14 protein-coding genes are annotated in these 14,662 nt (G+C 43.0%); 2 read left to right on the top strand and 12 right to left on the bottom strand.

The annotated features are described in order from the left end of the window. Positions 1-84: 84 nt before the first annotated feature. From QUB39_RS18310 to QUB39_RS18360, 11 genes are all read right to left on the bottom strand, one after another. On the bottom strand, positions 85-957 hold the full coding sequence (locus tag QUB39_RS18310; RefSeq protein WP_333053818.1) for an Npun_R2821/Npun_R2822 family protein: 873 nt from the start codon (positions 955-957) through the stop codon (positions 85-87). Beyond that, complete coding sequence (locus QUB39_RS18315) at positions 954-1,928, bottom strand: Npun_R2821/Npun_R2822 family protein (protein WP_333210321.1); 975 nt, start codon at positions 1,926-1,928, stop codon at positions 954-956. Before QUB39_RS18315 ends, QUB39_RS18310 begins: the two co-directional genes overlap by 4 nt. A 96-nt stretch (positions 1,929-2,024) precedes the next feature. Then, positions 2,025-3,101: a formylglycine-generating enzyme family protein gene (locus tag QUB39_RS18320; protein ID WP_333210319.1), complete on the bottom strand. Its 1,077-nt coding sequence runs from the start codon at positions 3,099-3,101 to the stop codon at positions 2,025-2,027. Positions 3,102-3,112: 11 nt separating this feature from the next. Then, positions 3,113-4,063, bottom strand: a complete 951-nt coding sequence (locus QUB39_RS18325; RefSeq protein ID WP_333210317.1) for a glycosyltransferase family 10 domain-containing protein — start codon at positions 4,061-4,063, stop codon at positions 3,113-3,115. Positions 4,064-4,170: 107 nt separating this feature from the next. Next, complete coding sequence (locus QUB39_RS18330) at positions 4,171-5,385, bottom strand: glycosyltransferase family 4 protein (RefSeq protein ID WP_333210315.1); 1,215 nt, start codon at positions 5,383-5,385, stop codon at positions 4,171-4,173. A 92-nt stretch (positions 5,386-5,477) separates the two neighbouring features. Next, positions 5,478-7,481, bottom strand: a complete 2,004-nt coding sequence (locus QUB39_RS18335) for an ABC transporter ATP-binding protein (protein WP_333210313.1) — start codon at positions 7,479-7,481, stop codon at positions 5,478-5,480. A 92-nt stretch (positions 7,482-7,573) separates the two neighbouring features. Then, positions 7,574-8,725 (bottom strand): glycosyltransferase family 4 protein, encoded by a 1,152-nt coding sequence (locus QUB39_RS18340; RefSeq protein ID WP_333053824.1) that lies wholly within the window; start codon positions 8,723-8,725, stop codon positions 7,574-7,576. Between the two features lie 279 nt (positions 8,726-9,004). Then, entirely contained in the window at positions 9,005-9,823 is an 819-nt protein-coding gene (locus tag QUB39_RS18345; protein WP_333053825.1) for a hypothetical protein, read from the bottom strand. Positions 9,824-9,832: 9 nt separating this feature from the next. Further along, positions 9,833-10,708: a hypothetical protein gene (locus tag QUB39_RS18350; protein ID WP_333053826.1), complete on the bottom strand. Its 876-nt coding sequence runs from the start codon at positions 10,706-10,708 to the stop codon at positions 9,833-9,835. After that, positions 10,674-11,672, bottom strand: a complete 999-nt coding sequence (gene galE / locus QUB39_RS18355) for a UDP-glucose 4-epimerase GalE (protein WP_333053827.1) — start codon at positions 11,670-11,672, stop codon at positions 10,674-10,676. The genes QUB39_RS18350 and galE overlap by 35 nt, the downstream gene beginning before the upstream one ends. A gap of 200 nt (positions 11,673-11,872) precedes the next feature. Continuing rightward, entirely contained in the window at positions 11,873-12,076 is a 204-nt protein-coding gene (locus QUB39_RS18360) for a hypothetical protein (RefSeq protein WP_190659093.1), read from the bottom strand. Positions 12,077-12,329: 253 nt separating this feature from the next. On the opposite strand from QUB39_RS18360, the gene gloB reads away from it, so the two are divergent. Continuing rightward, entirely contained in the window at positions 12,330-13,103 is a 774-nt protein-coding gene (gene gloB, locus QUB39_RS18365) for a hydroxyacylglutathione hydrolase (RefSeq protein WP_333053828.1), read from the top strand. A 97-nt stretch (positions 13,104-13,200) separates the two neighbouring features. Here the strand turns inward: gloB and QUB39_RS18370 are convergent, their stop codons facing one another. Further along, complete coding sequence (locus tag QUB39_RS18370) at positions 13,201-14,040, bottom strand: glycosyltransferase (RefSeq protein WP_333210310.1); 840 nt, start codon at positions 14,038-14,040, stop codon at positions 13,201-13,203. Positions 14,041-14,447: 407 nt separating this feature from the next. On the opposite strand from QUB39_RS18370, the gene QUB39_RS18375 reads away from it, so the two are divergent. After that, the gene (locus QUB39_RS18375) at positions 14,448-14,660 is read left to right on the top strand and encodes a hypothetical protein (protein ID WP_333210308.1); all 213 of its coding nucleotides are present in this window, start codon (positions 14,448-14,450) and stop codon (positions 14,658-14,660) included. Positions 14,661-14,662: the final 2 nt, after the last annotated feature.

The raw sequence follows: 14,662 nt of genomic DNA on the forward strand, positions 1-14,662 counted from the left end.
ACCACCAAATTTATGAATTGTGGAACAGGCATCTTGCCTGTTCTTCCAAGCTTGTTGATAATGATACAACATATGAGTTTATCCTCACCTACTGAAAGCCAGAAATATTTTTTGCACTAAATTTGGTTTTTCCTCATTGAGATAACGATAATGTTTCCAAAGTTGCCAATAAGGACTACCCGATTTAATCGGTATTCCAGCCCAGTGAATATATTTTAACCTTTTGCCTTTGTCATAAAGAACATAATCTATTTCTTGAAAATGTTTAGAACCAGCCCAGCTTCCAGGTTCGGTTGCTGAATCTTTAACCAGGTTGCAGCGTTTGGGAATCAGTTTAAGAATGATATAATTTAGTATAGGTTGATCGGTGACATTTTGAGTAAAGTCAAAATATTCTCGATGCTGCGAACATTCTTGCAAAATTTCATACATTTGCGATTCTGTAATCGTTCCTTTTCTCGAAGCCCAAAAGCCGCTGTTGAATACATCTTGAAGCTGTGAGTCTGTAAAGATATTTTGTTCTTTTACAGCGGGTGAAAATACATTTCGCAGTTTTTCGCTGAGGTGGTGATAGTCGCAGCAAAAAAAGTCTACTTCTGATAGTTTGTTTAAGTTGGCTGCGATATCTTCAAAGACGATGATATCGGTATCGATGTACAGAAATTCGTCAAGGGGGCCAAACCAGGCGGCGAGTTTTCGCATTTTGTTGGGGAGGGCTAAAAAGTTGCGATCGAACATTTGGCCAATTTCTCTGGTAAACTGTTCCACAAACTCCAGATTTGGGAACAATTGCACACCGTGGAGACTGCTGAGTGCGGCTGCGACTTGCTGATAATTGTCGTCGAAGGGAATCAGAAAAACAGGTACTTGACAATTGTACAGACGTATGCTGTTTAAAAGGGCGATCGCACTTTCGATCACCTTATCATTCGCCACAATATAAATACCGCGATTCATACATTTATCCTCAACCTTCTCAATACCCTGGTTAACAAATTCGCCCCAGAAATCTCAGTATAAGACTTTGGCGGTTGGGCAAAAATCGGCCGCTTTTCCGGTTCCCGGAGATAGCGGTAATGCAGGAACAAATCGCGATAGGGAAACCCAATATTTTCGCCCGCACAAACTCTCCGAATTAAATCCGGCTGCACGCCAATATAATGAATGTAAGTAAGTCGGTTTCCCTTATCGTACAAAATCCGATCGCGCTCTTCAAAATGTTTGGAAGTGACGCTGCACCCGGTTTTTTCGCCATCGGGGAGGCTATAAGCAAAATTATAGCTATTCATCCCCGTTTTCATCACCATATAATTGAGCAACGGCTGTTCTCCCGCACCTTCATAGAGAATTTCTGCCTCGCCCGATTGCAGTTGAGCTAACAGCCATTCCCTAGTATCTTGCTCAAACAATCCTTGCTTGCTGGCGTAAAATCCAGAACAAAATATTTCCGAGTCTATCCGATTTTGCTCAAAAACTTCGAGCAGTTTTGGTGACTGAATATTGTATACTTTAGTTGAATCGCGAAATTGAAAATCATAAACCACAAAATCCGATTCCTCTAACTTATGAAAAACCGCCTCAAGGGAATTCATCACCAAAGTATCCGCATCCATATAGATAAACTTTTCAAACGGGCCGTCGAAAGCGCAAAAGCGCCGGTGTGCGCCGTAAAGCCGGAATTTTTTGCGGTTCAAACGCTCTGGTGCGGCTGCTTGCATGAATTTGTCCCATCGCTGAATTGAGGCGCTATCTTCATAAATAAAGACGTTGGAACGGTTCACAATTTCAGCTTTGATTTGCTGTATCTGGTCGTCGAAAGGATAAATACAGACAGAAGTATTTGAGCCTAAGATAACTTCAATACTGTTGAGCAAGGCAATTAGTTGGTCGTAAACTGTGTCGTTGGCTAGGGTGCAAATTCCGTTCATATCTATTAGTCCGCGAAGGCGGACTTGGTTTATGTAGTTGCGGTGTCCACCGCCGAACCATTTAGTAAAATGGTAGAGAAGTGCGATCGGGGAAGACTAAAGCATAGAACCGAAAACCAGAGCGACGCGAAAACCGATGTAATATTGGCGGTTGCCCGTCGAGTCCCTGACACGATAGGCACTGCGGCAACTGAACGCAGGGCTGTGCAAGGAACCACCACGCTGCATTCGGTATTCAGATGTGCCAGTTTCCCAGGAACTTCCGTCAGTTGGTGCCCCGTTATAGTTTTCGTGCCATCTATCACTGCACCACTCCCAAACCTGACCGTGGAGGTCGTAAAGTCCAAAGGCATTGGGGAGACAACCCCCGACATAAGTTGTGTGTCTGCGATATCGGACTAATTCCGGGGTAATAGTTTCCCCAAAATGAAATGGGGTTGTCGTACCCGCACGACAGGCATATTCCCATTCTGCTTCACTCAGGAGGCGATATTTTTTCCCGGTTTTTTGCGAGAGTTGGCCACAGAATTCCACTGCCATATCCCACGATACTTTTTCTACAGGACGTTTTTCACCTTGAAACCATGATAATGATGATGGGTTGTTTCCCATCACTGCTTGCCACTGTGCTTGGGTGAGAGGGTATTTGCCTGCAAAAAAAGCGGGTACTGTTACTTGATGCTGCGGACTTTCACAACTGTCTCTACCTTCTTCTGTTGCTGGCGAGCCCATCATAAATGTACCCCCGGGAATATAAACCATTTCCAGCACCACTTCGTTCCCTAAGTCTTCAGGAAAGAAATGAGCATAATGACGGCGACGACTGTTTTCTTTTCCTTTAGCATCAACTGTTATCACATCAAAGTCAAAAGTAGGCAAATATTTTTGGAACTGCTCTTTTAGATTTGGTTCATCTCTATCTTTCAGCAGCGAATAGGCTGCAAACTTCACCTGCATTGATTCATCTTGCAGCGCCCCAATTATTAAATCTAAACCTGCGCGCCCATGTCTGAGTGCTTCAGACAGTGCAGAAATTTTCACCTCGACAATCGGTGAAGCCAAACGACTCTTAACGCCGGGAATCCCGCCTAAGACAGCAGCACCGAGGGGGGGAGGATTTTGACCGCCGAGTACGGCATCGTATTCTCTGGGTTGATTTTGGTTTTCTGTCATTGCGCTATTTCCTAAGATGCAAACTTAGACAGCCAATTGAGCAAGTTCAATTCATGGAGAATGATTTGTCTGGCTTCGGCAATTTTTTCCCTCGCTTCATGCCAATAATCCGGCGTAGCAACAACCTCTTTAATAAATTCTACTCCTTTCTCATCCAAACTCGGCAGCCGCAGGAAACTCCCTGCAGGCAACAATTTATCGGCCGCCGAACCGCCGTAATAAATTGGCAAACACCAAGCTAACAAAGCATCCCAAAGCTTCTCGCTGACATACCAATCATTTTCGGCATAATTTTCAATAGCTAAGTTGTAATAGTATGGTGCGACGGCGTGCCATTTATTGTTTACAGTGCCGTTTCCACGCGCCCAAGTTGGCAAGTTTCGCCCGTAAAGGTCAAAATCTAATTCTCGTTCTTGCAGCAATTTGATAAAATCTAATCTCTGGCGGTGATTGGCGCTGCGGCTAACACCTGAAGTAATCCAAGAACAGGATTTAGTTTTCGGCAGCGCAGGCATTTCATTCAGTTCTCGAAACGAGTTAGAGTGATACCAAATCGCGGGCATATAATCTGGTTTTGGTGCGAAATTGTCTGGCCCGGAAACGTAACCGCAATAAAGTTTTGCTTGTTCGTAGTTGGCTTTGGTAATTTCAATAACTTCGGGTAATGGCGGCTCGCGGATCAGGTAAATTATGCGTTCTTTGGGGACACCGCGCAATTTGTCTCGAATGTCATTTTCTGGATTTTTGGGGCTTGGACGGCGAATTTTGTCGAGCCATGACTGCTTTTTGGGCGGCTTGGGAAAGTCGAATTGATACATGAGTAGAAAGTCTGGTTCTGGGTGGTTGGCTAGCATTTGAATGTTGCCCCATTTGCCGAAGTTTTGGGGGGTTTGTTGCCACAGCCAGTCGCTTTGATTCATGCCTGGGTAGGTGGTGATTGTGCCGATGATTTTTGGGTTCATAATTAGTCGTATGTAGGGTGCGTCAGCTTGGGTGATTTTCGCAATAATTGATAATTTAAAAGCTGACGCACCGCACAGTTAATGGTGCGTCAGTTTTGATAATTTTATCAATTGTCTGTCGCCTGCGGACTGACGCACCCTACCAATGACTCATCCACATAACTTAAAATTCTTTCTATCCTATTTTCCCACGAAAATTGCTTGACAAAATTCAATGTTTCTGCATAACCTTCGATTTTCCTCGGATATTTTGTTAAACAATCTCGAATGCTTTGCGCGAAATGGTGCGGGTTATCCGGTTCGCACCAAGTTGCTGCTATATTTCCCGATTTAAATTCCATTAAAGATGCAATCTCCGTCGCAACAATCGGAGTTCCCGATGCCATGTAATCAAAGAATTTTAAAGGAGATGTGAACGTCGCGGCTTCTGTCAAACAGTGCGGGTGAGTCAAAACATCGGCTGCTTGCAGCAAGCTAGCCAGTTGATTTTGAGGGATGTAGCCGAGAAATTTAATGTTGTTAACTTGCTTGTCTTTTGCTAATTGCTGGTATGCTGTTACTTGGGATGAATCACCGCCCGCGATCGCAAACTGAACCAGTGGCAATTCCTCAGCCACATCCACCAACATATCAACACCTTTAAACGGGTAAAGTCCTCCCGCATAAACTGCTAAATGCTGTCTGTCATCTTCTAATAATTTCTGTCGCCAATTCTGGGCAGCTTCTGTTTGTCTCGCGAGAAACAAATGATTGAAACCGTTGTGCAGTTTAATTACTTTTTCCGGCGGCATTCCATTCTTAATCATGCTGTCTCGGACTGTATCTGCAACAGTTACGGAAATCTGAAACAGAGGATTGCGGACAATTTCTGATTCAAATTGCTTGTTTTCATGGTGGTGCTGTTCGTAGATAGCGGGAATTCCGTTTTTAACTGCTGCTTTGACAAAGTTCCAGTCGCGGGTGTGGACAATTTTAGTTGATTTAAGCAGGTGAATCGGTAAGTAGTATTTTGATACTATTGTACTGGAACTCGTCCACTTGCTGTCCCAAAGGTCGATCGGCCACGGCATCGGTAAATCTGCTACTTTTAATTTATCTTGAATATTGTAAATATTGGCAAGTTTGTCATCTGGTTTCCTGGGTTGAAAAGGAAAAAGCAAATCAACCGGATTCAAAGCACTCCAGCCTTTACGGAGGTATACCAAAACGGCTCGATAACCGAGGTTTGCTGCGGCATTAGCAGAGTGTGCAACTTGAACTAAGCTCGCTACATTGGGTTGTGGCAAGACATTTCTGGTGAAAAATACATAATATTTAGACATGGTAATTGGGAATTGGGAATTTTTCCTATTGAATGTTGACTGTTGACTGTTAACTGCCAACTGCCAACTGCCAACCGACTAATGACTAATGACTACTTTTTAACAGCCTGACGCTTAATAGTCTTTTCTATAAATTCTAAAGTCGTGAAAATATTAGCAGCAGAATGAAATGATTCTCTGATTAATTCGTCTCTTTCTTCGGGAGAGTCTACCATTTCATCTACTAGCAATTTGAGGTAAGCTATCATGGGAGTCAGGCGGGTGCGAATTTCGTAAGAACCTCTAATTAGAGCTTCATCGCGAGCGGTTTCTTCGGCAAATTGCACTGAATACAAGCGAGTGTAGTATCCTCCTTTTGCTAGCAATTCTTCGTGGGAACCCATTTCTACTACTTGCCCGCGATCGATCACGGCGATTTTGTTGGCTTTTTGGACTGTGGAGAGGCGGTGGGCGATGACTAAGGTGGTGCGATCGCAACTCAATTTCTCGATCGCCGCTTGTACGTACCTTTCCGAAACCGTATCCAGCGAACTCGTTGCCTCATCTAAAATTAAGATTTCCGGGTTTTGCAGCAGGGCTCTAGCAATTGAAATTCTCTGACGCTGCCCTCCCGATAAAATCACGCCCCGATCGCCAATTTGAGTATCCAACCCCTCCGGCAACAGTTGGATAAACTCGTAAGCATTAGCTCCCTTCGCCGCTTCCACAATTTCTTCCTCAGTCGCTTGAGGCCTAGCGTAAGCAATATTTTCGCGCACTGAAGCATTAAACAAAAACGTATCTTGGCTAACAATACCCATCGCTTGTCTGAGACTTTTCAGCTCAAATTCGCGCAAATCTCTACCATCGATCGAGATATGACCTTCAGTTGGATCGTAAAATCTCGGCAGTAAATCTGCCAAAGTTGATTTGCCAGAACCCGAAGTTCCTACCAAAGCTAAAGTAGTGCCGTGAGGTAGAAATAAATCAATTCCTTGCAGAACTAAATTCTTGTGATTGGGATAACTAAAAGATATTTTATTAAAATGAATTCCCGATCGCAAATGAGTGTAAGGCACAGAACCGTTCAGCATAAATGGCTTGTCCTCGCAGCTCAAAAAATCATTAACCACCTCTACACTAGCCGACGTATTAGCAAATTGACTGCGCCCGCTATTCAACTGTGAAATTAAAGGAATTAACCTAAAAAGTACCAATAAGTAGGTTAATAAAATTGTAGCAATAGACTCTATCTCATTCGCAAATATGGTGCGGCCTATAAATACAATCAGAATTATAACTATCAAATTAACAACTTCGTTAATTGGGGCGATCGCCGCATAATTTACCTGAGCCTGAAAATCCGCTTGTTCTCGCCTTTGAATTAAATACTTGATCCGCTGATACTCCCTTTCCTCGTTCCCAGTTGACTTGACGAGCCGAATCCCCGTAATGGTTTCCAGCACCCTAACCGAATAATCTTTCGACATTTCAGAAAGCAGGTGGCCAAAATGCTTGGAACGGTTAATAATATATTGATTTGCCCAAGCAACTAACGCCAGCAAAACTGTAGCTGTCACCGTCAGTTTCCACGAGATAGAAAGTAGCAGGCCCAGAAACACCAAAACCGTGATTGACGTAGTAAACATTCCGATGGCCGTACCAACTGCACTAGCAGTCCGACCAATCTCTCCGCCCAATCTATTAATTAAATCCCCGACTTTTGTTTTAGAGTAAAAATCTAAATCTACTTCTAACAACAACCGCAAACCTGCTTCTCGCAAATCAAAAGTCAGAGAGCGCGTCAGAGAAGTAGCTACTAAAGTATTGATATAACTCGCAACATTTTTTAAAAAAATTGCCAGCACAACCGCCCCGGTCATCAACATTAAACGCTGATTTCCGGGCATTCCCTCAAAGGGATACATCAAAGTTTTAATTAGAGGTGGAGCACCCCGCAGCTCGATAGTTTCCTCTAAAAAACTTAAAAGCACTGGTACAATCAGAGTAGTGCTGATACCGTTGAATAAAGCGCCAGAAAAGCCCAGCATCACAGTTAAGAGAATCCTGCCGGGATATCGTCTGGCAAATTTTAGGAGTAGCTTATTGGCAGACATGAAGCATTCCCAGCTAAACAGTACGGCATCTTAAAATATTCTTTAATAACAGCCAGCTTTTCTTCCTCCATTGAGTCGTTTTAAAATAACATTTACATACCTGCGATTATCTCTGAAAGTATCGGTTTCATTGCTTGAATACTATATTTTTTCACACATCTTTCCCTAGCTTTCATTCCTTGTAAATTAGCCGCTGTCAAATTTTGAAATATCCATTGAATTTTTTGTGAAATTTGAGCGAGAGAACTCGGATCGACTAAATAACCCGTTCCTCCTAAAATTGATGGAATATCCCCCACTCGCGTAGATAAAACAGGCTTAGCCATTGCCATACCATCTGTCAGCTTGAGCGGAAACTGAGCCACGGCTGTGAGAGTTTCTCGCTGAGGAACAACGACAACATGAGCCGCCGCTACAACCGACGGCATCGTCTCCACTGGAAACCTTGGCAGTTTAATAATCCAACGTCCCCATTGTTTCACAAGTTTATCATCATAATCATCATAAGGACTCCCGCCGACGATCGCTAATTTTAAATCGGGTTCATTTAACTGTTCGAGGGCCATCAAAACATCCTCAACACCTTTGTGAGGTCGCGGCGCACCGGGAAACATTAAGATTCTATACCCGGACAAGCCGTAACGCTGTCTGCTCAATTCAGGATTGTATTTAGCAGGGTCGAACATTGCAGTATCCTTACCATTAGGCAAATATACACCACCAAAACGCTGTTGTAAAAACTCAGTATCAACGGTGACTGCATCCGCACGGTGAATGAGACCTTCCATCCACTTGAGATAGAGGGGATGATCTGGTTCTCTCAATTGACCGTTATGTTTAAAAATATCTCGATAAAGTTGTTTGAAAGAGGGACGGTATTGCCATTCATCTCCCCCGTACCAGCTCAGTTCCCAGTCGTCTATATCTAAAATTATAGAGTGGCGAGTCGCCAGTTTTTTTAGCAGTGATAATCCAAAGCTTGTAGGTTTAGGTTTAACTGCATAAATAATATCCCCATCTATTTTTTTCCAAAGTTTTTGAGCATCCATTAAAAACCCCGGATAATTTTTCCCCGGTATCGCACATACCGGGATGTCTCTGGGAGGAGTAGCGTACAATTCCTTGCCAAACTGAAATCCAACAACTTCTACATCACATTTAAGCTCTATCAAGACTTGAGCTAATAAAAAAGCACGAATTGCACCTCCTCCTGACAAATCGCTCACTACTAATGAAACTTTCACTGAGTATTTTGTTTAAAACATTTGTTTAATTTTCCTGCTTAACCGAGCTTTTGTCAAGGCGATGGGGACTCACGCACTCCCGACCAAAGCAACCAGGTTTTTAACCACGGGAAAGGGCAGCAACGCGTCTTTTGGTAAAAAAACACAATAATGAACCCAAGACTGTTATTCAAGCCAGCAATAATTCTTCTAGGTAAATTTTCGGATATGTTGAGGCTAATTTTTTTGTGTTTGGGCAAAACTTTGTTGCTTTTGATGCAGTTTGCCAACAAACTTTAATTATTTTAAACGCCAGGGATTGTTAAGTTGATTTGGTAAAAATATTTTAGCCGTGCGATCGACTATTCTAGTAAAGAGCGATCGCGTCACGTTCTTCGCGTACTGAGGGCGGTAAGGATAAGTGCAGTGCATTACTTTAATCGGTTTGTCGATCGTATAAACATCTTTCCACTTATCCAAGTAGTTGTAAACCGGGGACAAAGTTGTCATTTTCGGTTTCACTGATTCAACAGCCGCCGCAAAAGCTCCCTGGTCTTTCAACAGTAGCACATTTTGATGCGCCACTACCATCTCGAAATATTTCTTAAAGTTTATAAACAATTCCTGAGTTTTACTGCTTTTCGTAAAACCGATAAATCCGCCATTGTATTGAACGCTATTTTCATTTAGCGGCAACCCGACAGACTGCAAAGTTGACAGAATATCCTGCTTGACTCTTAATAAATTTGCAGCTTTAGCAATCGCAGGCTGCACATCTTCTGTTATCAGCAAATCTACTTCATCAAGATAGTCAAAAACTTCATATATTGGCGATAGCAAACAAATATCGCAGTCCAGATAAATAGTTTTCTCAAAAGGAGATTGTTGATACAAAGCCAGCTTAGCTAGCCGCGACGCTAAAACAGGATTTTCGTGAGACGGTGCAGGTTTCAATATGACATTTCCAAACACCTGAAGTAAAGGATATAAAATTAGAGGGACTCTATCTATTAAAATAATAATTGGTTCGCGGTGAAACTTCCTGACTGAAGCTAGAAAATGTATGCAGTCTTGAAATGAGTACAATCCAATTAAAATGGTGATAAATCCTCTATACATCTCTTTTCTCTAGCGATAGTAAAAATTGAAATTTAATAAGGCAATTAACTGTGTTTTTAATAACCTATAGAGATATTGCCAATGCTCAAACTGCAATTTATCCCAAACTTTATCCCAAAAGGTTCTTACTTGATTTTTTTGCCAGTCCCAATGAGCAAAAGAATGCTCCATACTTTGAGCGAGTTCCTGCCACCCGTCATTACGAATATTCCACCCAACTTTAGCAGTTGCTAACCCAATGGGATTACCGTCTTTTGTTTTGACTTTTTGCACTTCAAAAAATCTTCCAATCTTTCCCCATTCTTGAATAAACTGAATTTCTTTCCCATTGTCTCTCGCAATTACGAACAAATTTTCTTGAACAAAACTTACAGGTTCCAATGGTATTTCTAGCTTTTTTGCTAATTTATCAATTGCCTCTTTTCTACCTGGCAAAGATTGATTAGGTGGATGTTCTAGAATGGGAATAAACCCTTTACAAGTAATTCCTGACATCCATTCTCTCTCCGGCACTTTTCCTATGATTCTTGTATCTGCATCCACAAAGATTGCCACTCGGAATAATTCTAAGGCTTTTTTTAGTGCAAATCGTTTATCATTATAACAATAATCTACACCTTCGCGACTTTTTTTAAAAGCAAAAACATTCGTCAAATTCTGAAAGTCATTTGGGTAGTCAGTACAAACAACTAGCATCGTCCCTAGAGAATGAGTTTCTAAGTCTGCTGCTAGTTGTTTGGCTAATTCGCAATACTTTTTCCCAAAAGCTAAGGTGCAAAAACAAAAATCTTTGTGACTGTTTAACATTATTTTAGACTCAATTTTTGCACTTTTTTTATTTGAGTTTATGCTAAGTGTGACGCTTTTGATGCCACTGCCAAGCATGGGAGATAATATCCTTAATGTCGGGATATTCTGGAGACCAACCCAAGATTTCGATCGCCTTTTTGCTGCTGCCAACTAAAGCAGGCGGGTCTCCTGGACGCCGATCGCACTCAACAGCCTTAATCTCTTTTCCAGTCACTTGGCGAGCCGTTTCTATCACCTCTTTCACCGAAAACCCGCCCCCATTGCCCAAATTAAAAAAATCTGATTTGCCACCATTTAGCAAATATTCTAATCCCAAAATGTGAGCAGATGCCAAATCGTTAACGTGAATGTAATCCCGAATGCAAGTACCGTCAGGAGTATCGTAATCCGTGCCAAAAATCGCGATCGAATCTCGTTTACCCAAAGCCGCGAACAACACCAGCGGGATCAGGTGAGTTTCTGGATTGTGATCCTCTCCTAACAACCCGTTCGGGTCAGCCCCAGCCGCGTTAAAATAGCGGAAACAAACAGACTTGAAATCATACGCAGCGTCAAAATCCGACAAAATCCGTTCTACCATTAACTTAGTAGCACCGTAGGGATTGATCGGGTTTTGCGGGTGGTCTTCTGTGAGCGGGATTTTCTGCGGTACACCGTAAGTCGCGCAAGTAGAAGAAAACACAAATTTCTTCACGTCAGCAGCGATCATTGCTTCCAAAAGCGTAATAGTGCCGATGACATTGTTGCGATAATATTTAGCTGGGTCGGTAACAGATTCGCCCACGTAAGCGTAAGCCGAAAAGTGCATTACCGCATCAATCTTGTGCGTAGCAAACAAGTTATCGAGAAGAGTGCGATCGTTCGTGTCGCCAACTACCAACTCCACCTGCAAAGCCCGATCTACTAAATCTCTGTGACCGTAAACTAAATTATCCAAAATCACCACACCGTAACCGGCGTTTTTCAGCGCTAATACTGCGTGAGAGCCAATATATCCAGCTCCGCCCGTCACCAAAATAGTTGGTTTGTCTGCACTCATTTTATTCTGCCTGTTTTTGTAGCTGGGATTGCTAAGAGCCTTGTTAATTTGAGACTGCCACAACTGACGCCTTCACACTCCGCGTGAGCCGGAGAATTCAAGCGAAATATATAGGCTTTGCTGTGCCCGACGGGACGATCGCACTCCTAAAAAACGCTTTTTATACTCCAGATAGATGCTGACTGTGCAAGTCTTTGTTTTCAATCGATAAACTTGAGGCGACCAATTTGGATATAATCAAATATCCGATTGATTTGATGTCGATCCTCTTCTGAAATTTTATCATCTGACAGGATAGCCGAAGTCAAAACTAAGTGTTCCCTGCGAGTTATCTTACCAGACGCTACAATCCGATCGACTTTTTGAGAAATTGTTAAGTTTGATTTGTTGTGAGATGTTCGCATTTATTCGATCGCTTTTATGCCAAAATAGTTAAAGCCGATTGTAGTTATTGACTCAAAAATGGTGCGTACTCGACCGCAAATCAATTTGCTGGCACAGCAGAAATAACGTATCCGAGTTTTACATCCCAAGTTTTACATCCCAAGTTTTACATCCCAAGATAGATATGCGGACTTAATAAATCTGCAATCAGCCTTCGGATAGCGTTCAGAGTAACTTAATTATATAATATTTTTCCGAGAGAGGCACTTTTCTATGCAGGTTTATCGGCTTCCGGTACTGTCCGACAATTACATTTTTTTACTGCACGACCCCGATCGCCACACCGCAGCAGTCGTCGATCCAGCACGATCGCAGCCAGTATTAGAGCAACTGCGATCGCTCGGAGCCGAATTAACCGCAATTTTCATTACCCACCACCACAGCGACCACGTAGGCGGCAATCAGGAACTGATCGATCGCTTTCCCCAAATTAAAGTTTATGGTGGCGCAGAAGATAGAGGCAGAATACCCGGACAGCAAGTGTTTTTACAAGCGGGCGATCGAGTTTCTTTCGCCAACAGAACCGCCGAAGTCTTCTTCCTACCCGGCCACACAAAAGCTCACATCGCCTACTATTTCCCCCCCAGCAACCCCAGCGAAACCGGCGAATTGTTTTGCGGCGACACCTTATTTGCCGGCGGCTGCGGCAGGCTCAAAGAAGGCACTCCCGCCCAAATGTTAGCCTCTCTGCGGCAACTCCGAAACCTGCCCGATAGTACGAGAGTCTGGTGCGCCCACGAATACACGCTGAACAACCTGCAATTTGCCTTGAGTGTGGATGGCGACAATCCCGATTTACAGCAGCGCTTCGCCGAAGTCAAGGAAGCGCGCAGTCGATCGCAACCTACAATACCATCATCGATCGGCATCGAAAAAAGCACAAACCCATTTTTGCGCTGGGATTTTCCCAACCTCCAATCAGCCACCAACACCTCCGATCCAGTGCAAACCTTCGCTCGATTGCGCGGCATGAAAGACCAATTTTGACCCCCTCGCATCCAGGATACCCGCCACGTGATTCATCTCGCGCAAGTCAATGCTTCAATTCTAAAATCTAAAATCTAAAATCTAAAATTGATTGACCTTAACGTTTTTGTTTCTTCAGGTAACTCTTAAACTTGGTTGTCGGTTCCCTCAACCACTGGCCAAATGCTCTGTATTTTATCTTAAATCTCGACAACCAATTAAAATTCTTGGGAATTTTTTCCACTTCGTCCTTAAACGGTGTCTGAGACAACATATCGAGCCATAATTGATTGGGGGTTGAGCTTTCCCACGGTTTCGGTCTTGACATAAAGTGCATCACTTTACTTGACATATCATCAGTCTTGTGGTTTTTCCAGATTTGGTCTAATTGCTTCCACCTTCCCGCTAAAACAGAATTTAATGCACCCTGATCGTGATCCCCCCAAAGGTTTAATCGAGCGTTTTCCATCAACTTTTCGGACAGTTGCTCTTCCTCCCAAAGCTTCATGTTGTAAACTAAAACACCCGTATTGAAATAAGGGTTTCGATCTTGAGAATTGTTCGTATTTCCCCAGACATTGGGTGCGGCTGCTATCGGCATTGTTTGAAGATCGAGGTTCCACAGTGGATCTAAACTTCCCAGAACGATCGTGTCGCTGTCGAGCCAAATCAGCCTTTCTGTTTCCTTGGTATATTTTTCAGGCTGCAATTTAACGTAAGCAAGTTTAGAACCTGACAGAGAAAGAAGTTGGTCGTAACTAGATTGCAATTCTTGCCATTCAATCTGGTATTTGCAGCAATTCTGTAACTGTTCCTTTTGCTGTGGAGCTATGCCGGTAGATACAATGGTAATTTTTACCTGCTCCTGTCCCGATTTACTAACATTCAAATCTATAGACTTAAGAAGTGCTGCCAACCCCAGAATATAGTTGCGATCGCCGGCGGTGAATATGTGCATAGGATTAAGTTTGTGAAATTAACAAAGGTAAAAGGCGCGCGGTCAAACTTGACACAAACGTCGGCACGGGAGGAAGCAGGCTGCCCTGTATTGGGTAAATACGATCGCCCGTTTACCGTTGAGACGAACAGAACCTTGCCTAAATTTACCATCTGGTTTACGCAAAGAAACCGGGTTTTTAAGTAGGTAGGCGCAAATAAAGTTTACCACAATGTAACAGAAGGTAACGCGGGCGTAACCAGAGCGATTGCTTCGTTTCACTCGCTGCAAGAGAGGGCTTATTTATTTTCCAGCTTAATCTACTTATTTATCTGTGTGCAAGTGCCATCTGTTCGCGCGAAAACCAGCAACAGCAATGGGTAATATGCAGCAACACGGAAAACTGATGAGACGGACTAACCTGGTATTTGAAACAGCCAGAAAATTCCCCGTCGCCTCTGCCGAATCCCGCAAATGGTTCAGACGTGGGACTCTACGATAAAATAAATTGTCTAGATATCGATATTATTACCGCAGAACGATCGACATCCATCTTAGGTTTGAAGTGTCACCCTGCTCAAGTCAAAAGTTCCTCTGGTTATTTCCCTATTATTGAGCGCGATTTGCTTTTCCAAAAGTAAAA

The sequence above is a fragment of the Microcoleus sp. AT8-B5 genome, assembly GCF_036705565.1.
In the GTDB taxonomy this organism is placed as follows: domain Bacteria; phylum Cyanobacteriota; class Cyanobacteriia; order Cyanobacteriales; family Microcoleaceae; genus Microcoleus.

Excerpts from the sequence above, each read along its gene's own strand:
- QUB39_RS18310 (WP_333053818.1), bottom strand. The coding sequence starts at position 957 with ATGAATCGCGGTATTTATATTGTGGCGAATGATAAGGTGATCGAAAGT.
- QUB39_RS18315 (WP_333210321.1), bottom strand. The coding sequence starts at position 1,928 with ATGAACGGAATTTGCACCCTAGCCAACGACACAGTTTACGACCAACTA.
- QUB39_RS18320 (WP_333210319.1), bottom strand. The coding sequence starts at position 3,101 with ATGACAGAAAACCAAAATCAACCCAGAGAATACGATGCCGTACTCGGC.
- QUB39_RS18325 (WP_333210317.1), bottom strand. The coding sequence starts at position 4,063 with ATGAACCCAAAAATCATCGGCACAATCACCACCTACCCAGGCATGAAT.
- QUB39_RS18330 (WP_333210315.1), bottom strand. The coding sequence starts at position 5,385 with ATGTCTAAATATTATGTATTTTTCACCAGAAATGTCTTGCCACAACCC.
- QUB39_RS18335 (WP_333210313.1), bottom strand. The coding sequence starts at position 7,481 with ATGTCTGCCAATAAGCTACTCCTAAAATTTGCCAGACGATATCCCGGC.
- QUB39_RS18345 (WP_333053825.1), bottom strand. The coding sequence starts at position 9,823 with ATGTATAGAGGATTTATCACCATTTTAATTGGATTGTACTCATTTCAA.
- QUB39_RS18350 (WP_333053826.1), bottom strand. The coding sequence starts at position 10,708 with ATGCTTGGCAGTGGCATCAAAAGCGTCACACTTAGCATAAACTCAAAT.
- galE (WP_333053827.1), bottom strand. The coding sequence starts at position 11,672 with ATGAGTGCAGACAAACCAACTATTTTGGTGACGGGCGGAGCTGGATAT.
- QUB39_RS18360 (WP_190659093.1), bottom strand. The coding sequence starts at position 12,076 with ATGCGAACATCTCACAACAAATCAAACTTAACAATTTCTCAAAAAGTC.
- gloB (WP_333053828.1), top strand. The coding sequence starts at position 12,330 with ATGCAGGTTTATCGGCTTCCGGTACTGTCCGACAATTACATTTTTTTA.
- QUB39_RS18370 (WP_333210310.1), bottom strand. The coding sequence starts at position 14,040 with ATGCACATATTCACCGCCGGCGATCGCAACTATATTCTGGGGTTGGCA.